Below are 18215 nucleotides of genomic sequence, written 5' to 3'. Positions count from 1 at the left end.
GCTTATTCCAGCGTCTCGATAACGAAATTGGTGTTCGTGTAGATGCAGAGCTCGCCGGCGATGGTCAGGGCCTTTTCGACCACGTCCTTCGGCGCCAGCTCGGTGTTCTCGATCAGCGCCTTGGCCGCCGACTGCGCGTAGGCGCCGCCCGACCCGATCGCCGCGATGCCGCCTTCGGGGTCCAGCACGTCGCCGTTGCCGGTGATGACCAGCGTGGTGTCGCGGTCGGCCGTGATCAGCATCGCCTCCAGGCGTCGCAGCGCGCGATCCGATCGCCAGTCCTTGGCCAGGTCCACCGCGGCGCGGGTCAGGTTGCCCTGGTACTTCTCGAGCTTGGCTTCAAAGCGGTCCAGCAGCGAGAAGGCATCGGCCGTGCTGCCGGCAAACCCGACCAGCACCTTGCCGTTGTAGATGCGCCGCACCTTGCGGGCCGTACCCTTCATCACGATGTTGCCGAGAGTGACCTGGCCGTCACCGCCCAGCGCGACCTGGTTGCCGCGGCGAACGCTGACGATGGTAGTGCCGTGATACTGTTCCATGGTGCCTTCTGTCGTGTGTGTCAGGTCGGTAGGTGGCGCCACCCGCCCCGCTTTCAAGTGCCATTTCAGCAGCGGATTTCGTGCGGGTTTCAGTGCGGGTTTCAGTGCGGGATTCCATCCGGGAAATCAACGGCCAGTCCGGCCGGTTTCCTCCCCGCCGCCGGCCAGCGTGTCTCCCCAATATAGGAGACGCGCGCCGCCCATCGTGCCAATGCAAAAAGGCCACGCATCGCTGCGTGGCCTTTCGTCCATCTGGTGCCGGCGCAATGGCCGGTCAGGTGGTCATCAGTCGGCGTACACACCCGCCTTCTTGATCACCGGCGTCCACTTGTTGATTTCGGCGGTCAGGAACGTGCGCAGCGAGTCCGGCGTGGCGCGCTGGGCCGGCACGGCCTCCGCACCCAGCTCAGCCATCTTGGCGCGGAAGGTTGGATCGGCCACCGCCTTCTGCAGCGCGGCCGACAGCTTGTCGATCACCGGCTTCGGCGTGCCCTTCGGCGCGTACATGGCGTGCCAGATCTTCACTTCCACGCCCGGCAGGCCCTGCTCGGCGGCGGTCGGGATGTCCTTGAACGCTTCCACGCGGCGCGACTGCATCGCGGCATACGGCTTCAGCGCGTTGGCCTTCAGCTGGCCGGCGATGTTGGTGGTCTGATCGCAGATCAGGTTCACCTGGCCGCCGAGGATATCGGTCAGCGCCGGCGCCGTGCCCTTGTACGGCACGGTGGTCAGTTCGGTCTGGATGGCGCTCTGGAACAGCAGCCCGCAGAGGTGCGAGGCCGAGCCGATCCCGGCGTTGGCCAGCGACAGCTTGCTGGCGTTGGCCTTGATATAAGGCACCAGGTCCTTGAAGTTGGCCGGCGGCAGTTGCTTGTTGCCCACCAGCACCATCGGTACGTCGGCCACCTCGCCGACCATCTCGAAATCCTTCAGCGGATCGAAGCCCAGGTTGCGGTACAGCGCCGGGGCCGTGGACATGCCGATGTGGTGGATCAGGATGGTGTAACCATCGCCCTTGGCCTGCGCCACTTTCTTGGCGCCGATGGTGCCGCCGGCACCGCCCAGGTTCTCGATCACGATCGTCGTGCCCAGATGCTTGGACATGACCATCGTCAGTTCACGCGCCACCTTGTCGGTCGGGCCACCCGCGGCAAACGGCACTACCGCCTGCACCGGCTTGTTGCCCGGATATTCCTGCGCCTGCGCCCCGGTGAAAGCACCCACGCCTGCAACAGCCAGCGCGGCCGCAATGTTCATTGCAACTCGTTTCATCTCTGTCTCTCCTGAATACCCTATGCCCCGTTCCTGCGCCGCAGCTGCCGCCGGAGGCGCGCCGCGTGCGGGCGCTCCGGTCGTGCGATCCATATCGGATCGCCACGATGACCATCGGCAGGATGTATGGGTGCCGTGCGGCGCCTGGCCCCGCCGACAGGCGGAGCCGGAGGTGGATGTTAGCAACCGCGAACATGCACGAGGTATAGGGGGTAACCCGCGAGAATGCGGCCTACCCGAAGAAACCGAGCATCTCCTCCAGCAGCGCGTCCGGGGCCTCTTCCGGAACGTAGTGGCCGCAGGCCAGCGCGGCGCCCGAGACATCCTCGGAGACGGCCTGCCACAGCGCCAGCGGCTCGAAGCAGCGCGCCACCACGCCGTGCTCGCCCCACAGCACGCGCATGGGCAGCGCCAGCTTGCGCCCCGCTTCGCGGTCCGCGCGGTCGTGTTCCAGGTCGACGGTGGCGGCGGCGCGATAGTCCTCGCACATCCCGTGCACGCGCGCGGGGTCCCGCATCGCGGCGATGTAGGCCGCCATGGCGTCCGGCGCGAAGGGATTCGCCCCGGCATGCCGCAGGCCCAGCAACTTCTCAAGGAAAAACTCGGGCTCGGCGTTGATCAGCGTTTCCGGGAACGGCGCGGGCTGGATCAGGAAGAACCAGTGCCAGTACGCGGCGGCAAAGGCCATGCTGGTCGCTTCGTACATCGCCAGCGTGGGGGCGATGTCAAGGAACATCGCGCGGTCGACGCTGTCCGGATGATCCATGCAGAGCCGGTGTGCCACGCGCGCACCACGGTCGTGCGCGCACAGCGCAAAGCGCTTGAAGCCAAGCCGACGCATCACCTCCACCTGGTCGTGCGCCATGGCCCGCTTGCTGTACGCCTCATGGCCCGGATTTCCCGGCGGCGCGGCACTGCTGCCGTAGCCCCGCAGGTCGGTGGCGATGACCGTGAAGCGGTCCGCCAGCGCCGGGGCCACCTTGTGCCAGATCAGGTGACTCTGCGGAAATCCATGCAGCAGCAGCAGCGGCGGACCGGAGCCGCCGCGCACGCCGGCAATCTCCACGTCGTCCACCTGCACGCGAAACCACTCGAAGTTGGGAAACAGCAACGCGCTGGCGTCGTTCTGCATGACATCGTCTCCTCGATTCCTGGGCCGGCGACTGATTCTCTCCCTGCCGATCATAGGCGCAATCGGCACCTGCCGCTGCCGGCAAAACCCTGCTTACGCAACTGAATTGCATCGAGCGGATGGCTATGGTTAAATGGCCCGCATGACTCGTCCCACTCCGCATCCGGCGCCCGCCAACGGCGCCCCGCTGCCCGGCACCACGCTCGACGCTGCCGAGGAACGCCTGCGCCAGCTGGGCGCACGGGTGACGCAGCCGCGCGTGGCCATCCTCGCCTGCCTGATCGACGCCGAGGACGCGATGACCCACCAGGCCGTGATCGACCGCCTGCCGGCCGACGGCGAGGTGGACCGCGTCACGGTGTATCGCGTGCTGGACTGGCTCGTGGACCAGGGCCTGGCGCAGAAGCGCGCCGGCAACGACCGCGTGTTCCGCTTCGCGCTGGTCGAGCACGAAGCCGCGCGCGCCGAAGTCCACCGCCAGCACAGCCATTTCCATTGCACCCGCTGCGACCGCACGTTTTGCCTGGAAGCCGCCGGCCTGCCCGCGCCGTCCGTCACGCCCAAGGTGCCCAGCGGCTTTGCCGTCGAGCACGTGGAACTGACGGTCAACGGCGTCTGCGCCGAATGCGGCAAGCCTCGCGGCGACGCAGCGCACTGATGCGCACGGACGCGCAAACGCTTTCCTCGGAGAACAACTACATGTCCAAACTGACCCCGGTCACGATCCTGACTGGCTTCCTCGGCAGCGGCAAGACGACGCTGCTCAAGCGCATCCTCACCGAGCAGCACGGCATGAAGATCGCCGTGATCGAGAACGAGTTCGGCGAAGAGAACATCGACAACGAGATCCTGGTGCAGGACGGCCGCGAGCAGATCGTGCAGATGAGCAACGGCTGCATCTGCTGCACGATCCGCGGCGACCTGGTGCAGGCGTTGTCCGATCTGATCACGCAGCGCGACGAGGGCAAGCTCGACTTCGACCGCGTGGTGATCGAAACCACCGGCGTCGCCAACCCGGGCCCGGTGGCACAGACGTTCTTCATGGACGAGGAAATCGCCTCGCGCTACCTGCTGGATGCCGTGATCACGCTGGTGGACGCCAAGCACGCCCACCTGCAGCTGGACAAGCAGGAAGAGGCGCAACGCCAGGTGGGCTTCGCCGATGCCATCTTCATCACCAAGGCCGACCTGGTCAGCGACGGCGACGTGGCCGACCTGCGCCACCGCCTGCTGCACATGAACCCGCGCGCCCCGATCAACACGGCGCACTTCGGCGAAGCCCCGATCGAGACAATCTTCGACCTTCGCGGCTTCAACCTGAACGAGAAACTGGAGATCGACCCCGACTTCCTGCGCGCCGACGAGCACGATCATGATCACGACCACGTGCATGACGAGCACTGCGGCCACGATCACGACCATGACGATGACCACGGGCATGGCCACGCGCACGATCACCACCACCATCACCACCATACGGACCGCATCGCGTCGTTTGTCTTCCGCAGCGACAAGCCGTTCCACTATGGCAAGCTCGAGGAGTTCCTGTCGGGCATCCTGTCCGTGTACGGCGAAAAGCTGCTGCGCTACAAGGGCGTGCTCTATATGGAAGGCGTGGATCGCAAGGTGGTATTCCAGGGGGTGCACCAGCTGATGGGCAGCGACGTCGGCGCCAAATGGGACGATGAAACCCCGGGCACCAAGATGGTCTTTATCGGCGTGGACCTGCCGCGCGACGCCATTCTGAAAGGTTTGGCGGCCTGCCTGGCCTGAGTGCCCCTTCCGCCGCTTGTGCGGCGGGCACCGTTCCGGCCCCCTGTTGCGGGGTCGGGCGGTGACACCGGACACCTCCCACGCCTCCCTACCAGAGGGGTACCGGGAAAACTCCTGCCTGTTGTCCGGCTTTCTCCCATATCTCGGAAAAATTTGTTCAAGTACAATAGGCCGGATTTGATGCGGGCGACGCACCTTTTCTGACGCCGTCCGTATTTGCAGGGCGGCGGTCGTCGTCAGCATGAGGCGGGCCGCCGGCAGGCGCGGTCGCAGTGCTTCGTGCGGAGACCGCCCTCCGCTTGGGGTACCTCGGCAAGAGCGCCGTCACTCTTCGACGCGTAGAGAGAGGTGTCCCCATGACAGCCGCAACAAAGACGAAAGAAAGCCGCAGCAAGACAGGTACCGCTGCGGCGGAGACGCTCAAGGCGCAGTCGGTGAAGGCTGCGCCAGCTCCCCGCGGCAGTACGGCGCACGCCGATGCGGGCGAGGCCAAGGGAGGCACGCGAAGCAGCAAGACTGCAGCCAGCCAGAGTGAAACGACCGCGCCGCGCAAGCGGACGGCCACTGCACCCGAGCGGACGAAGACGCCGCCGGTCGCATCAACAAGAGAATCAGCAGCAACCATGAGCAGCAACAAACTTCTGACTGAAGCTGAAATCCTGAAGATGAGCGACAAGGATTACATGAACGAGGCGCAGCTTGCCTTCTTCAGGAATCGCCTTGAGCAGCTTCGCGACGAAATTCTCAAGAACGCCGATCAGACCACGGAACACCTGCGCGAAACGGTCATCGTGCCCGATCCCGCCGACCGCGCAACGATCGAGGAAGAACACGCGCTGGAACTGCGCACGCGCGACCGCGAGCGCAAGCTGCTGAAGAAGGTCGAGCAGTCGCTGCAGCGCATCGAATCCGGCGACTACGGCTGGTGCGAGGAAACCGGCGAGCCGATCGGCGTGCCCCGCCTGCTGGCCCGCCCGACCGCCACGCTGTCGCTGGAAGCCCAGCAGCGCCGCGAACTGCGCCAGAAGCTGTTCGGGGACTGATTCCCCGCACGCCCAGGCGGCACCGAGACGGCCCGGAATTCCGGGCCGTTTTGTTTTGGTGCAGCGCGATCCGGGTGCGCTGCACGCCAGCGTGCCGGCGCGCTCGCTTCGCCGATGGCCGAACCAATGTCGTTGTCGCGCCATGGCCACGGCACTACCATTGGGAGACACCGGCCGGCGCCACTTTGAGACGCGATCACCTGTTGCCGCCGCCGGCTTTCTGCTACAGTCGCAACTTTGTTGCAATAACCCCTTACACCACTCACCGCGCGCCATGGCCGATCGCCTGCCCGTCACTGTGCTGTCCGGATTCTCCGGCGCCGGCAAGACCTCCGTGCTGAACCATCTGCTCGCCCAACCCGGCAAGCGCGTGGCCGTGCTCGGCGGCGAGGGCGATTTGCTGGCGGAGGTCGATCGTCTCGCGCAAGCGGGCCAGCACGACTGCGTGGTCATCGAAGCCGGCCCGGCCGACGAGCCGCTCGGCATCGCCGAGGGTTTCGCGTTCGAGGACGAACATGGCGAACAGGGCGCCGCGTCCGCTGGCGTCGCCCATCTCGACACGCTGGTCACGGTTGTCGATGCCAGCCGCTTCCTGCAGGACTATCACGACGCCGACTACCTGTCGGACCGGGGACTTCGCGCGCATAGCGGCGACGATCGCACCGTGGTGGATGTGCTGATCGACCAGATCGAGGTCTGCGACGTCATCGTCGTCAACAAGATCGACCTCGTCGACGCCGGCCAGCTGGGGCATCTGCATGCCGTGCTGCATGCGCTGAACCCGCGCGCCGACATCGTCGAGGCCAGCCACGGCAAGGTCCCGGCGGACCGCGTGCTGGACACCGGCCGCTTCGATATCGATGCCACGCCCAACGCGGCCGGCTGGCAGGCGGCGCTTCAGGGCGAACCCGTGCCTGCGGCGGCCGGACTCGGCACACTGCTGTATCGCCGGCGCCGCCCGTTCCATCCGCAGCGCTTTGCCGACCTGATTCACACCGAATGGATGCGCGAGCACGGCGACGTGCTGCGCTCGAAGGGCATCTTCTGGCTGGCCAGCCGCATGGATATCGCCGGCGACTGGAGCCAGGCCGGCGGGGTATGCCGTCCCGGCGCGGCCGGTGCCTGGTGGGCCGCCATCGACGCCGACGAATGGCCGGCCGACGCGGCATCGCGCGCCGGCATCGAAGCCGACATGATCGAAGACGGCTTGCCCGCCCCGTTCGGCGACCGCCGGCAGGAACTGGCGCTGATCGGCGAGAAGCTGAACGCCCACGCGCTGGAAGCCTTGCTGGACGCCTGCCTGCTGACCGATGCCGAAATGGCTGCCGGTCCCGAGACGTGGGCCGCCTATCCCGATCCGTTCCCGGACTGGGGCGATGCCTTTGGCGACGATCACGACCACGACCACGATCACGACGCTGCGCATGGCCGTGACCACCATGACCATAAGCACGGCGACGACCCGTGCGATTGCGGACATGGGCACTGAGTCGCGTACGCTCCACGCTCGCCCGACCGGCCAGTTGGCCCGGTGGCGTTCGCGCGGCCTGGGTATCTGGCCCGCGTTGTGGCTTGTGCTGTGTCTGCTGCTCGCGCAACAGGCCGGCCTGACACACCGCGTGGTCCACGGCGGGCTGCTGAACCTGCCGCAGGCCGCCGCCGCATTGTCCACTGCGTCGGATGCGTCCGACACATCCATCGCGTCCGATGCCACCGACGCAGACCATGCCGAGCCGCTGTCGCTGAAACTCGGCCTGCACTCCTGCGTGCTGTTCGACGGCGCGACCATCGCCGACAGTCACGTCGACACATTCACCCTGCCGCTGCTTGCCTTCGGCAAACCGGTCAAGCCGGCCAGCCTGGCCTGGCGCTGGCCAGATCTTCCCGCCGCGCGCCCTTTCCACACGCGCGCCCCGCCTGCCTCGCCCGCCTTCGTTTGATTGCCTGAGCGCGGATGGCGGCCTGACGCCGCCCATCCGCCTGTCTTGCGCAGCGCCCACCTGATGATTCGCCATATCGCCATGCGCCGGTCCGAGTACCGGGGCACGTCGCGCCATCAGCCGGGCGCTCGCCTTCCGAATTCGAATCGCGAGCCATGTTCTCGAATCCCACTCTCTCCCCGGCGGTGCGCCGCACCCCGCTGGCGGCCGTCGCCGCCCTGATCGTCAGCGCCAGCCTGTCGTCCCACGCCGTGGCCCAGGACGCCACGCCGCCAGCCGATGCCAAGGCCCCGGCACCCCAGACACTCAAGGAAGTCGTCGTCACCGCCAATCCGCTGGGCAGCGACCTCAACGACATGGTCGCACCGGTCTCCACCCTCGGCGGCGATGCGCTGGCCGTGCGCCAGACCAGCACGCTCGGCGAAACGCTGAACAGCCTGCCCGGCGTGGCGTCCAGCTACTTCGGCCCCAACGCCAGCCGCCCGGCCATCCGCGGGCTGGACGGCGACCGCATCAAGGTGCTGCAGAACGGTGGCTCCACGCTGGACGCCTCGACGCTGTCCTATGACCACGCGGTGCCGATCGACCCGCTCGTGGCGGAAAAAATCGAAGTCGTCCGCGGACCGGCGGCGCTGATGTACGGCGGCAGCGCGCTGGGCGGCGTGGTCAATGTGATCGACAACCGGATTCCGAGGGACCCCATCACGGGTGTGTCCGGCGCCACGGACGTGAGCGGCACCATCGGCGGCGACAAGGGCCGCAACGCCAGCGGCCTGATCGAGGCCGGCAACGGCAAGTTCGCGGTGCACGCCGACGCCTTCGTCCGCCAGACCAGCGACCTGCGCATCCCCGGCTTTGCCCGCAGCGGCAACCTGCGCGCGACGCAACCGCTGCCCGAGGGCGAAACCGAGGCCTACGGCAAGATCCCGAACACCAACGCCCACCAGGAAGGCGGCTCGATGGGCGGCTCCTACACGTGGGCGGACGGCTTCGTCGGCGCCAACTACTCGACCTATCGCAACGACTACGGCACGCCGGCTGAGGAAGCCGCGCGCATCAAGATGCGCCAGGACCGGTTTGCGCTGGAGGGTGAGGCGCGCAACCTGGCCGGCACCACTGGCGGGGTCATCGAATCGGTGAAGGGCAAGTTCAACTACACCGACTACGAGCACCGCGAAATCGAAGACGGCGTCACCGGCACCACGTTCAAGAATCACGGCTGGGATGCGCGCCTGGAAGCCACGCACGGCAAGATCGGCAACATGACCGGCGTGATCGGCACGCAGTTCGGCCACACCGATTTTTCGGCGCTCGGCGAGGAAGCGTTCGTGCCGAGCACCACCACCGACAACGCCGCGCTGTTCGTCTTCGAGGAACTGCCGCTGACGGCATCGGGCGACCTCAAGCTCAATCTGGGCGGACGGCTCGACCACAGCAGCGTCAAGGCCAGCGCCAATGGCAACGACCGCTTCACCGATGCCGACCGCAGCTTCAACGCCGGCAGCGCGTCGGCCGGCCTGCTGTACAAGCTGAACCCGGTCTGGTCCGTGACGACCAACCTGTCGTACACCGAGCGCGCGCCAACCTTCTATGAGCTGTACGCCAACGGCCCTCACCTGGCCACCGGCGCTTTCGAGGTGGGCGACCCCAACGCGAACAAGGAACGCGCAACATCGATCGACCTCGGCGTGCGCTTCAAGCAAGGGCCGCATAGTGGCAGCCTCTCCGGCTACTACAGCCGCTTCCAGAACTACCTGGCGCTGCTGAACACGGGCAACTTCCGCGACGCGGAAGGCAATGTGGTGGCCGCCGGCAGCGACGGCGCGCTGCCCGAGCAGCAATACCTGGGGGTGCCGGCCACGCTGTACGGCTTCGAGGCCGAAGGCAAGACACGCCTGCTGCAGAAAATGCTGACGACGAGCGACACGCTCGACTTCGAGGCGCGGGCCGACTACGTGCATGGCGAGAACCGCAACACGGGCGAGCCGCTGCCGCGCCTGTCGCCGCTGCGGCTGGGCGGTGCGCTGGCGTACGCCGCCGGCCCCTGGGGCGCGCGCGTCAATCTCGACTGGTACGCGCGCCAGAGCCGCGTGCCCGCGGGCGACACCGCAAGCGATGCCTACACCTTGCTCGGCGTGGCGCTGACCTACAAGCTGAAGCTGTCGGGCACGCAGACGCTGCTGTATGTGCGTGGCGACAATCTCACCAACACGGAAGCCCGCAGCGCCACGTCGATCCTGCGTGACATCGCGCCGCTGCCGGGTCGAAGTGTGAAGATCGGGATGCGCACGACGTTCTGACGGATCAGCGCGATCAGCACCGCCATGCCGGGCGCCCCAGTCCTCTCCCGCCATGCGGGAGAGGACATCCGGCATCGGCAGGCTGCGTATCAAATGCCGCCGAATGACTCCGGCACCAGCGAATACACGGCCGCCGCAATCGGCCTGCCGCGCAGGATCAGCCGGTTTCGCGCGATGCATTCGAACTGCGCGCCAACCCGCTCCGCCACACCACGGCTCGCCAGGTTAGCCTCGGCCGCCACGATCTCCAGCCGCGTCAGCCCCAGTCCGTGGAAGCCGTGGCACGCCATCATCGTCGCCGCGCCGGTCGCCAGGCCCTGCCGCTGGCGGCCCTGACGAATCCAGTAGCCGAGATTGCCAAGATTGTCCTCGCGCCGGATCTGGTTGATCGCCACGCCGCCGTAGAGCTCGCGTCCATCGGGGGCAAATACGCCGATATCGAACGCGCTGCCGTCCGCCATGTTGACGTCGCAGCGCGCGAACCATTCCTGTGCGTCGTAGGCGTTGTAGTCGATCCGCGCCCAGGGCATCCATACGCCCACGGTCGCCATGGACTCGCGTACGGCCGCGACGAACTGCGCCACGTCGGCCGCGCGAAATGGCCGCAACATGAAGTCCTTGCCACGCAGCGGTTGCATCATGGCCGCGTCTCCCGCTCCGCTCAATCCCGGTTGACGACGAGGTCGCCGTCAAGCGTCAGCGCGCCCACGCCGGCCAGTCCCCGCAGCGTCTGGTCGAACATCCCGTCCAGCGCTTGCGCGGGCATGAAGCGCGCGTGAATCCGCTGCATCAGCGGCGTGTCGCACATCCACGCAAACAACGCGTCGCGCGACACCGATTGCACCTCCAGCATCCGGAACTTCACCAGCACTTTCACGGCATGCGTGGCGTTGCGCAACGCGTCGCCACGCAGATGCGCAAGCCGTCCGCGTGCGCGCGTCACGGCCGCCGCCACATCGTCGAACACGCGGCCGTGGCCGGGGATGACGATGCGGGCATCGAGCGTATCGATGCGGTCGAGCACGGCGGCCTGTTCGTCAAACCCGCTCTCGCCATCGAGCTCGGGAAAGATCACGCCAAAGCCGTTCTCCCACAGCGCATCGCCCGAGATCAGGATGCGCGGCCCCGGCGCGAACAACATCACGGCATGCGCGTCGTGCCCCGGCGCGGCCACCACTTCCCAGTCGATGCCCCCCAGGCGCAGGCGGTCGCCGTCGTGCAGGACGGCATCGAAGGTGAAGCGCTGGCACTGCTGGCCGGTGGCCTTGTAGCTGAGTGCGTCCTCGTCCCAGGCCGATACCGCAGCGGCGTCGGCGGCGGGAATCCACGTGCGCGGGTGCCAGCGCGCTTGCAGCTGCGCATTGCCGCCGCAGTGATCCGAGTGGAGATGGGTATTGATCAGCCGATGCAGGGGCCGGCCATCGAGCGCCGATTCCACCAAGGCCTCGGTCTGCCCGGCATGCGTCACGTAGCCGCTGTCGACGAGCGCGGCCTCGCCGGTTTGGTCGTCGATGAACAGCACGTTGTTGGCCGACAGCCAGCCACGCTCGAACACACGCATCGTGGCGGGCAGTTGCGCCGGCGTGGTCATGCGGCGCTCCCCGGTACGCTCCCGGGCACAGCCTGCGCGCCGCGCGGCGCCAGGCGATCGGGCAGCAGTTGCCAGATGCGCCGGCGTTCCGCGTCATCGGCCTTCGACCAGCCGGCGATCTCGGGAATCGTACGCAGGCACCCTTCGCAATAGAGTCGTGCCGCGTCCATCTTGCATACGTTGCGGCACGGCGACGGCACCGGCTCCGCCCGCTGGGCCGCGGCGGCGCCACGGATCAGGTCGGCATGCAGCCGGCGCCGGGCCGGGGTGTCGAGGGTATCGGGGGTGCCGGGCGCCTCGGGTGTCTCCGGCATATCCGGTGCATCCGGTGTGGCGGGCGTCATGCAAGCCATCACGTCAGCCTTTCATGCGGCCGACCTTGGCCGCGATCTTGTCGTTGAAGCGCGCCGGGTCGATCAGGTGACGCTCGTGCACGCCTTCCGAAATCTTGTCTTCGCCGTCCCACGCCGTCAGGGCAAACCGCACCTTGCGGCCTTCCACGGCCACCAGTTCGCCCTTGACCGTGACGGTCATGCCGGGCGGCGTGGCGGCCAGATGCGTGAAGTTGACCAGCGTGCCGAGCGATTGCTCGCGCGGCCAGTCCATGTGCTCGCGCAGCATCTGCAGGCAGGCGCATTCCATGATGCCGACCATGTAGCCCGTGGCGAGCACATCGGGCATGTCCGCGCAGCCCGGGATGTCGTCATAGAGATTGGGCACGGTAGCCTTGGGCGGCACCACATACTGCCACTCGAACCGCAGGCCGGGACGCAGGCCCCGCGCGTTCGCGGCGCCGATCGGCTCGCCCTCCGCCTGGCTCATTGCGCGGCTCCCTGCGTCACGCCCAGCGCAACATCGGCCACCTCGGCCCCAGTCATCACCTGCAGTTGCTGCGGCGTCAGGTTGAACACCGCGTGCGGATGGCCGGCGGCCGCCCACAGGCTGTCATACCGGAACAGGTCCTGGTCCAGCAGCATCACCGGCTTCACGGCGTGGCCGATCGGGCAGACGCCGCCAATCGCATAGCCAGTCTTCTCGCGCACGAACTTCGCGTCGGCCTTGCCCAGCGCGCCCACGCGCGCGGCCACCTTGGCCTCGTCCACGCGATTACTGCCGCTGGCGATCACCAGCACCGGCACGTCATCCGCCACGCGGCGGAAGATGATCGACTTGGCGATCTCGGCCACGCTGCAACCCAGCCCGGCGGCCGCTTCCGCCGAGGTCTTGCCGGTGGCCGGCAGCATCACCACCGGGCGGTCATGGCCGATACCAGCCAGCAGGTCCGCCACGCGCTGCGCGGCATCGGGGAGCACGGTCGTTTCGCTCATCGTCGGGTTCTCCTTATGTATGCTCGCGTGACGACTTCACGCGCAGACCGCCGCGTCGCCGGCGGCGGCCCACTTGGTCAGCAACGCGCGTCCCACGCGCGAGTTGTTCGGGCGGCCGATGGCCTGCGAGATGTAGTCGCCGGTGCGCACCACGGCTTCAAGGTCGATGCCGGTATGCAAGCCCATGCCGTGCAGCATGTACAGCACGTCCTCGGTCGCCACGTTGCCGGTCGCGCCCTTCGCGTACGGGCAGCCGCCCAGCCCCGCCACGGAGGCGTGGAAGATGCCGATGCCGACCTCCAGGCTGGCCAGGATGTTGGACAGCGCCTGCCCGTAGGTATCGTGGAAGTGGCCCGACAGCCGGTCGATCGGAAACTCCGCCACCGCCGCGCGCATCACGTCCTGCACCTTGCCCGGCGTACCCACGCCAATCGTGTCGGCGATGTCGATCTCGTCGCAGCCGAGTTCGCGCATGCGGCGCACCACATCGATCACGGCGCTCACCGGCACCTCGCCCTGATACGGGCAGCCGAGCGAGCACGAGATGCTGCCGCGCAGGCGCACGCCGGCCTCCTTGGCCGCGGCCGCGACAGGCGCAAAGCGCGCGATCGACTCGGCGATCGAGCAATTGATGTTCTTCTGCGAGAACGCCTCGCTGGCGGCGCTGAAGATCACCACCTCGTCGGCCCCGGCCGCCACGGCGCCCTCGAAGCCCTTCATATTGGGCGTCAGCACCGAGTACAGCGTGCCGGGGCGGCGCTGGATGCGCGCCATCACATCCGCGCCATCGGCCATCTGCGGCACCCACTTGGGCGACACGAACGATGCGGCCTCGATGTTGACGAAACCTGCGTCGGTCAGCTGGTTGACCAGCGCGACCTTGACGTCGGTGGGCACCATCGCCTTTTCGTTCTGGAGGCCATCGCGCGGACCCACTTCCACGATCTTCACGTACTGGGGCAGATTCATGACTGTCTCCTTGGGCGGTGCTGCGTCGGGAGCATTCCGGCCGGCCTCGCACCGGCCGGCACGGCGTCCCTTCACTCCGGCCACGCCTCCATTTTTATCAAACCAATATTCAATACCCGCGCGCCAGATCCACGATGCCGGCGATCGGCTTGCCTTCGGCCAGCGCGTGAATCTTGCCGGCAATCTGGGCGATGCTGTCTTCGCGCAGCGTCAGTGCCGAGATATGCGGCGTAATGGTGATGCGCGGCTCCTGCCAGAACGGATGATCGGCCGGCAGCGGCTCCTTGCGGAACACGTCGAGCGTGGCGCCCGCGATCTGTCCTTCCTGCACTGCAGCCAGCAAGTCTTCTTCCACCAGATGCTGGCCGCGTGCCACGTTGACCACGTAGGCACCGCGCGCCAGGCGATACAGCAATCCGGTGTCGATGAGGTCCTCGGTATCCGGCGTCAGCGGCAACACGTTGACGAGCACGCGCAAACCGCCGAGGAATGCCGCCTGGCCTTCCTCGCCGTGGAACGACTGCACGCCTTCCACGGTCTTCGGCGAGCGGCTCCAGCCGCGCACCGGAAAGCCGAAGCCGGCCAACGTGCGGGCGATGTGCGTCCCCAATGCGCCGATGCCCATCACGCCGATCGTGAAGTCGGCGCGACGGTGCGGCTTGAGGAATTTCCACGTGCCGGCCTTCTCCTGCGTGTCGTAGGCGTCGAGCTTGCGGAAATAACGCAGCACGGCGGCGGCGACGTACTCCGCCATCTGCGCGGCCATGCCGGCGTCATCGAGTCGCACGATGGGCACGCCCGCCGGCAGCGCATCCGGATCGCTGTCGCGCAGCTTCAGGATGCCATCCACGCCGGCGCCGAGATTGAAGACGGCTTTCAGGTCCTTGCGGCCGCGCAGCATTTCCAGCGGCGGGCGCCACACCACGGCGTAGTCGGCAGCCTGGCCCTGGCTCTCTTCCCACTTGAGGCATTGCGCCTCGGGCAACACTTCGGCGAACCCTTCGATCCACGGCTCATAGCGGCCATCCGGCACGTACAACTGCAACTTCATCTCGACTCCAGTTCTCTTCGGGGGACGTTGATACAGTGCATTTTGGCAGAGGTCGGCGCGAAGCGGTGGGATTGCGGGACGGTGTTCCGCATGGCGGACGCCCCACCTCCCACCGGTTCCCGCGCGATCAGGCCGGTGCGGTGTCGCCTACCGCGAATGCCAGCAGTTGCGCGCCTTCCGCCACTTGCTCGCCCACCCCGTAGAGCACCTCGCTCACCACGCCGTCGGCCGGCGCGCTGATGGTGTGCTCCATCTTCATCGCTTCCATCACCAGCAGCGGCGTGCCGCGCGTGACGGTGCTGCCCGGCTCGACCATCACGGCGATGACCTTGCCGGGCATCGGCGCGGTGAGCTTGCCGCCTTCGCCTTCGGATTCCCCGGCGTGGGACAGCGGGTCCTGCCACTCCAGCACCGTATGGCGCCCGGCGGTGAAGACGTGGAACGTGTCGCCCTCCACATGGACCTGGCCGTGCGTGCGGCGTGTGCCCAGGTCCACGCGGATATCGTCGGCATTGAAGGTGTACGCGAACGGCGCCGCCTGGTCGGCATAGATCAGCGTGCTGCGGCGCGTGTCGTCCTTCAGCACGACCTCGAGCTTGCTGCCGCCGCACGTGAAGTGCAGCGTGCGCGTATCGCGGCCGTTCAGGCGCCATGCGCCCGCGTGGGTCCACGGCGAATTCCGGTCCGCCGCGTCGATATGGCGCGTGCGGATGTCGCGCTCGACCAGCGCGGCGACGGCCAGCGAGATGGACTCGATGCCGACCGACTTCTGCGGCGGGAACAACACGGCCTGGTTGCGCTCGATCAGGCCGGTGTCGAGATCCGCCGTCCGGAACGCTTCGGACTTCACCAGCCGCTGCAGGAATGCAACGTTGGTCGACAGCCCCACCACGTGATAGCTGGCCAGCGCCTGGGCCATGCGGGCCAGCGCCTCGTCGCGGTCGCGCCCCCAGACGATCAGCTTGGCGATCATCGGGTCATAGAACGGACTGATGGTGTCGCCTTCGCGCACGCCGGCATCGATCCGCACGCCAGCCGGGCCGTGGGCGTCGCCGCCGCGCATGAACTGCACCGCCGGCGGCGTGCGCAGGAAGCGCAGCGTGCCCGTCGACGGCAGGAATTGCTTGTCGGGGTTCTCGGCGTAGATGCGCGCCTCCAGCGCGTGGCCGCTGATCTGCAACTGGTCCTGCGTCAGCGGCAGCGCCTCGCCCGCCGCCACGCGCAGTTGCCATTCCACGAGGTCCTGCCCCGTGATCATCTCGGTGACGGGGTGCTCCACCTGCAGGCGGGTGTTCATCTCCATGAAGTAGAACGAACCATCCTGGTTGGCGATGAACTCCACCGTGCCGGCGCCGACGTAGCCAACCGCCTTGGCGGCGGCCACCGCGGCCTCGCCCATCGCGCGGCGGCGATCCTCGGTCATGCCCGGCGCGGGGGCTTCCTCCAGCACCTTCTGGTGACGGCGCTGCACCGAGCAGTCGCGCTCGAACAGGTAGACGCAGTTGCCGTGGGTATCGGCAAAGACCTGGATCTCGATGTGGCGCGGACGGGTCAGGTATTTCTCGACGAGCACCTTGTCGTCGCCGAAGCTGGCCGATGCCTCGCGCTTGACGGACGCCAGCGCGGCCTCGAAGCCGTCGCCCGATTCCACCACGCGCATGCCCTTGCCGCCGCCGCCCGCGCTGGCCTTGAGCAGCACCGGGTAGCCGATGCGGTCCGCCTCGCGGCGCAGCAGCGCGGGGTCCTGATCCTCGCCGTGATAGCCGGGCACCAGCGGCACCGCGGCCTTTTCCATCAACTGCTTGGCCGCGCTCTTGCTGCCCATCGCGTGGATGGCCGATGCCGGCGGCCCGATGAAGGCCAGCCCGGCGGCGGCGCACGCTTCGGCGAACGCCTCGTTCTCGGACAGGAAGCCGTAGCCCGGGTGAATTGCCTGGGCGCCGGTTGCCCTCGCCATCTCGATGATGTGGTCCGCGCGCAGGTAGCTGTCGCGCGCGGCGGGGCCGCCGATATGCACGGCCTCGTCGCAGAACGCCACGTGCCGGGCATCCGCGTCCGCATCCGAGTAGACGGCCACCGTGCGAATCCCCAGCCGGCGGCACGTGGCCGCCACACGGCAGGCAATCTCGCCACGGTTGGCGATCAGGATCTTGTTGAACATGGCTCCTCCTTGTTATATCCGGGGGGCGGCCAGCTTGCTTACCTCACGGCAGACTCGTCATCCGGCATACCCTTCCGCGCGGATGTCGAGGCGAGCCAGCAGGGCGCGATCGCGGTCGGCCTGCGGGTTGCCGGTGGTCAGCAGCTTTTCGCCATAGAAAATGGAATTGGCGCCTGCCATGAAGCACAGCGCCTGCAACGCTTCGTCCATGGCCTCGCGGCCGGCGGACAGGCGCACCATCGCGCGCGGCATCGTGATGCGTGCCACGGCAATCGTGCGGACGAACTCGAACGGGTCCAGCGCGGCAGTGCCCGCCAGCGGCGTGCCTTCCACCTGCACCAGGTTGTTGATGGGTACCGACTCGGGGTACGGGTCCAGGTTGGCCAGCTGCGCGATCAGGCCGGCGCGCGCCTCGCGCGTCTCGCCCATGCCGACGATGCCGCCGCAGCAGACGTTGATGCCCGCTTCGCGCACATGGCCGATGGTGTCCAGCCGGTCCTGATACGTGCGCGTACCGATGATCTTGCCGTAGAACTCCGGCGAGGTATCGAGGTTGTGGTTGTAGTAGTCCAGCCCGGCGTCCTTCAGGCGCAGCGCCTGCTCGGCCTTGAGCATGCCCAGCGTCACGCAGGTTTCCAGGCCCATCGCCTTCACCTCGCGCACCATGTCGATCACGGGCTCCAGGTGGCGGTCTTTCGGGCTGCGCCAGGCGGCGCCCATGCAGAAGCGCGTGGCGCCGTTGGCCTTGGCCGCGCGCGCGGCATCGAGCACTTCATCCAGCGCCATCAGCTTCTCGGCCTTCACGCCGGCATCGTGGTGCGCGCTTTGCGGGCAGTAGCCGCAATCTTCCTCGCAGCCGCCGGTCTTGATCGACAGCAGCGTGGAGAGTTGCACCGTGTTGGCGTCGAAGTGCTCGCGATGCACTTGCTGCGCGCGGAACAGCAGGTCGTTGAACGGCAGCGCGAACAGCGCGGCCACGTCGTCGACGCGCCACGCGGCGTCCGGTTGCGGCGCGGCGGCCTGCAGGTTGCGGGCCGACTGGCGCAGGGCTTCGGCGGAAATGGTGGCGACGGTCTGGGTGTTGGTGGTTTGCGTCATGATCAATGCGAATTCGGT

18 protein-coding genes are annotated in these 18215 nt (G+C 67.5%); 6 read left to right on the top strand and 12 right to left on the bottom strand.

Annotated features, from left to right (window positions below; genetic code table 11):
- Nucleotides 1-2: 2 nt before the first annotated feature.
- The 3 genes from hslV to BLR29_RS06350 all read right to left on the bottom strand — a co-directional run bounded on the left by hslV (nucleotide 3) and on the right by BLR29_RS06350 (nucleotide 2943).
- Nucleotides 3-539 carry an ATP-dependent protease subunit HslV gene (gene hslV, locus BLR29_RS06360; RefSeq protein ID WP_019450633.1) on the bottom strand — a complete coding sequence of 179 codons (537 nt, stop codon included), beginning with the start codon at nucleotides 537-539 and terminating at the stop codon, nucleotides 3-5.
- A gap of 285 nt (nucleotides 540-824) precedes the next feature.
- Nucleotides 825-1811: a tripartite tricarboxylate transporter substrate-binding protein gene (locus BLR29_RS06355; protein ID WP_092135574.1), complete on the bottom strand. Its 987-nt coding sequence runs from the start codon at nucleotides 1809-1811 to the stop codon at nucleotides 825-827.
- 232 nt (nucleotides 1812-2043) lie between these two features.
- Nucleotides 2044-2943 (bottom strand): alpha/beta fold hydrolase, encoded by a 900-nt coding sequence (locus BLR29_RS06350; protein ID WP_092135572.1) that lies wholly within the window; start codon nucleotides 2941-2943, stop codon nucleotides 2044-2046.
- A gap of 142 nt (nucleotides 2944-3085) precedes the next feature.
- Between BLR29_RS06350 and BLR29_RS06345 the strand changes: the two genes are divergently transcribed.
- The 6 genes from BLR29_RS06345 (at nucleotide 3086) to BLR29_RS06320 (ending at nucleotide 9999) form a co-directional block, all read left to right on the top strand.
- The gene (locus tag BLR29_RS06345; RefSeq protein WP_092136601.1) at nucleotides 3086-3601 is read left to right on the top strand and encodes a Fur family transcriptional regulator; all 516 of its coding nucleotides are present in this window, start codon (nucleotides 3086-3088) and stop codon (nucleotides 3599-3601) included.
- 41 nt (nucleotides 3602-3642) lie between these two features.
- Nucleotides 3643-4716 (top strand): CobW family GTP-binding protein, encoded by a 1074-nt coding sequence (locus tag BLR29_RS06340; protein WP_092136600.1) that lies wholly within the window; start codon nucleotides 3643-3645, stop codon nucleotides 4714-4716.
- 623 nt (nucleotides 4717-5339) lie between these two features.
- The gene (gene dksA, locus BLR29_RS33185; RefSeq protein ID WP_092135570.1) at nucleotides 5340-5759 is read left to right on the top strand and encodes an RNA polymerase-binding protein DksA; all 420 of its coding nucleotides are present in this window, start codon (nucleotides 5340-5342) and stop codon (nucleotides 5757-5759) included.
- A 274-nt stretch (nucleotides 5760-6033) separates the two neighbouring features.
- Entirely contained in the window at nucleotides 6034-7248 is a 1215-nt protein-coding gene (locus tag BLR29_RS06330) for a GTP-binding protein (protein WP_092135569.1), read from the top strand.
- On the top strand, nucleotides 7238-7699 hold the full coding sequence (locus BLR29_RS06325) for a hypothetical protein (protein ID WP_092135567.1): 462 nt from the start codon (nucleotides 7238-7240) through the stop codon (nucleotides 7697-7699). Before BLR29_RS06330 ends, BLR29_RS06325 begins: the two co-directional genes overlap by 11 nt.
- 155 nt (nucleotides 7700-7854) lie before the next feature.
- A complete protein-coding gene (locus BLR29_RS06320; RefSeq protein WP_092135566.1) occupies nucleotides 7855-9999 on the top strand; it encodes a TonB-dependent receptor in 2145 nt (714 codons plus the stop codon).
- Nucleotides 10000-10088: 89 nt separating this feature from the next.
- Here BLR29_RS06320 and BLR29_RS06315 read toward each other — a convergent pair whose 3' ends face one another.
- The 9 genes from BLR29_RS06315 to bioB all read right to left on the bottom strand — a co-directional run bounded on the left by BLR29_RS06315 (nucleotide 10089) and on the right by bioB (nucleotide 18197).
- Complete coding sequence (locus BLR29_RS06315) at nucleotides 10089-10640, bottom strand: GNAT family N-acetyltransferase (RefSeq protein WP_255371123.1); 552 nt, start codon at nucleotides 10638-10640, stop codon at nucleotides 10089-10091.
- 20 nt (nucleotides 10641-10660) lie between these two features.
- Nucleotides 10661-11590, bottom strand: coding sequence for an MBL fold metallo-hydrolase (locus BLR29_RS06310; protein WP_092135564.1), 930 nt, complete (start codon nucleotides 11588-11590; stop codon nucleotides 10661-10663).
- Nucleotides 11587-11904: a DUF1289 domain-containing protein gene (locus BLR29_RS06305; protein WP_092136597.1), complete on the bottom strand. Its 318-nt coding sequence runs from the start codon at nucleotides 11902-11904 to the stop codon at nucleotides 11587-11589. Before BLR29_RS06305 ends, BLR29_RS06310 begins: the two co-directional genes overlap by 4 nt.
- 43 nt (nucleotides 11905-11947) lie before the next feature.
- Nucleotides 11948-12412: a thioesterase family protein gene (locus tag BLR29_RS06300; protein WP_092135563.1), complete on the bottom strand. Its 465-nt coding sequence runs from the start codon at nucleotides 12410-12412 to the stop codon at nucleotides 11948-11950.
- The gene (locus tag BLR29_RS06295; protein WP_092135562.1) at nucleotides 12409-12918 is read right to left on the bottom strand and encodes a YbaK/EbsC family protein; all 510 of its coding nucleotides are present in this window, start codon (nucleotides 12916-12918) and stop codon (nucleotides 12409-12411) included. Before BLR29_RS06295 ends, BLR29_RS06300 begins: the two co-directional genes overlap by 4 nt.
- A 36-nt stretch (nucleotides 12919-12954) precedes the next feature.
- Nucleotides 12955-13887 carry a hydroxymethylglutaryl-CoA lyase gene (locus BLR29_RS06290; protein ID WP_092135560.1) on the bottom strand — a complete coding sequence of 311 codons (933 nt, stop codon included), beginning with the start codon at nucleotides 13885-13887 and terminating at the stop codon, nucleotides 12955-12957.
- A 109-nt stretch (nucleotides 13888-13996) separates the two neighbouring features.
- Nucleotides 13997-14938, bottom strand: coding sequence for a 2-hydroxyacid dehydrogenase (locus BLR29_RS06285; RefSeq protein WP_092135559.1), 942 nt, complete (start codon nucleotides 14936-14938; stop codon nucleotides 13997-13999).
- 127 nt (nucleotides 14939-15065) lie between these two features.
- Nucleotides 15066-17099: an acetyl/propionyl/methylcrotonyl-CoA carboxylase subunit alpha gene (locus BLR29_RS06280; protein WP_092135557.1), complete on the bottom strand. Its 2034-nt coding sequence runs from the start codon at nucleotides 17097-17099 to the stop codon at nucleotides 15066-15068.
- A gap of 57 nt (nucleotides 17100-17156) precedes the next feature.
- Nucleotides 17157-18197, bottom strand: a complete 1041-nt coding sequence (bioB, locus tag BLR29_RS06275) for a biotin synthase BioB (RefSeq protein ID WP_092136595.1) — start codon at nucleotides 18195-18197, stop codon at nucleotides 17157-17159.
- Between the last annotated feature and the right edge of the window lie 18 nt (nucleotides 18198-18215).

Source organism: Cupriavidus sp. YR651 (assembly GCF_900101625.1).
Lineage (GTDB): Bacteria > Pseudomonadota > Gammaproteobacteria > Burkholderiales > Burkholderiaceae > Cupriavidus.
Note: the sequence above shows the minus strand (reverse complement) of the source record. Positions and strands in the feature narration are given on the sequence as shown.

Coding starts and splice junctions, on each gene's coding strand:
- hslV (WP_019450633.1), bottom strand. CDS start 539: ATGGAACAGTATCACGGCACTACCATCGTCAGCGTTCGCCGCGGCAAC.
- BLR29_RS06355 (WP_092135574.1), bottom strand. CDS start 1,811: ATGAAACGAGTTGCAATGAACATTGCGGCCGCGCTGGCTGTTGCAGGC.
- BLR29_RS06350 (WP_092135572.1), bottom strand. CDS start 2,943: ATGCAGAACGACGCCAGCGCGTTGCTGTTTCCCAACTTCGAGTGGTTT.
- BLR29_RS06345 (WP_092136601.1), top strand. CDS start 3,086: ATGACTCGTCCCACTCCGCATCCGGCGCCCGCCAACGGCGCCCCGCTG.
- BLR29_RS06340 (WP_092136600.1), top strand. CDS start 3,643: ATGTCCAAACTGACCCCGGTCACGATCCTGACTGGCTTCCTCGGCAGC.
- dksA (WP_092135570.1), top strand. CDS start 5,340: ATGAGCAGCAACAAACTTCTGACTGAAGCTGAAATCCTGAAGATGAGC.
- BLR29_RS06330 (WP_092135569.1), top strand. CDS start 6,034: ATGGCCGATCGCCTGCCCGTCACTGTGCTGTCCGGATTCTCCGGCGCC.
- BLR29_RS06325 (WP_092135567.1), top strand. CDS start 7,238: ATGGGCACTGAGTCGCGTACGCTCCACGCTCGCCCGACCGGCCAGTTG.
- BLR29_RS06320 (WP_092135566.1), top strand. CDS start 7,855: ATGTTCTCGAATCCCACTCTCTCCCCGGCGGTGCGCCGCACCCCGCTG.
- BLR29_RS06315 (WP_255371123.1), bottom strand. CDS start 10,640: ATGATGCAACCGCTGCGTGGCAAGGACTTCATGTTGCGGCCATTTCGC.
- BLR29_RS06310 (WP_092135564.1), bottom strand. CDS start 11,590: ATGACCACGCCGGCGCAACTGCCCGCCACGATGCGTGTGTTCGAGCGT.
- BLR29_RS06305 (WP_092136597.1), bottom strand. CDS start 11,904: ATGCCGGAGACACCCGAGGCGCCCGGCACCCCCGATACCCTCGACACC.
- BLR29_RS06300 (WP_092135563.1), bottom strand. CDS start 12,412: ATGAGCCAGGCGGAGGGCGAGCCGATCGGCGCCGCGAACGCGCGGGGC.
- BLR29_RS06295 (WP_092135562.1), bottom strand. CDS start 12,918: ATGAGCGAAACGACCGTGCTCCCCGATGCCGCGCAGCGCGTGGCGGAC.
- BLR29_RS06290 (WP_092135560.1), bottom strand. CDS start 13,887: ATGAATCTGCCCCAGTACGTGAAGATCGTGGAAGTGGGTCCGCGCGAT.
- BLR29_RS06285 (WP_092135559.1), bottom strand. CDS start 14,938: ATGAAGTTGCAGTTGTACGTGCCGGATGGCCGCTATGAGCCGTGGATC.
- BLR29_RS06280 (WP_092135557.1), bottom strand. CDS start 17,099: ATGTTCAACAAGATCCTGATCGCCAACCGTGGCGAGATTGCCTGCCGT.
- bioB (WP_092136595.1), bottom strand. CDS start 18,197: ATGACGCAAACCACCAACACCCAGACCGTCGCCACCATTTCCGCCGAA.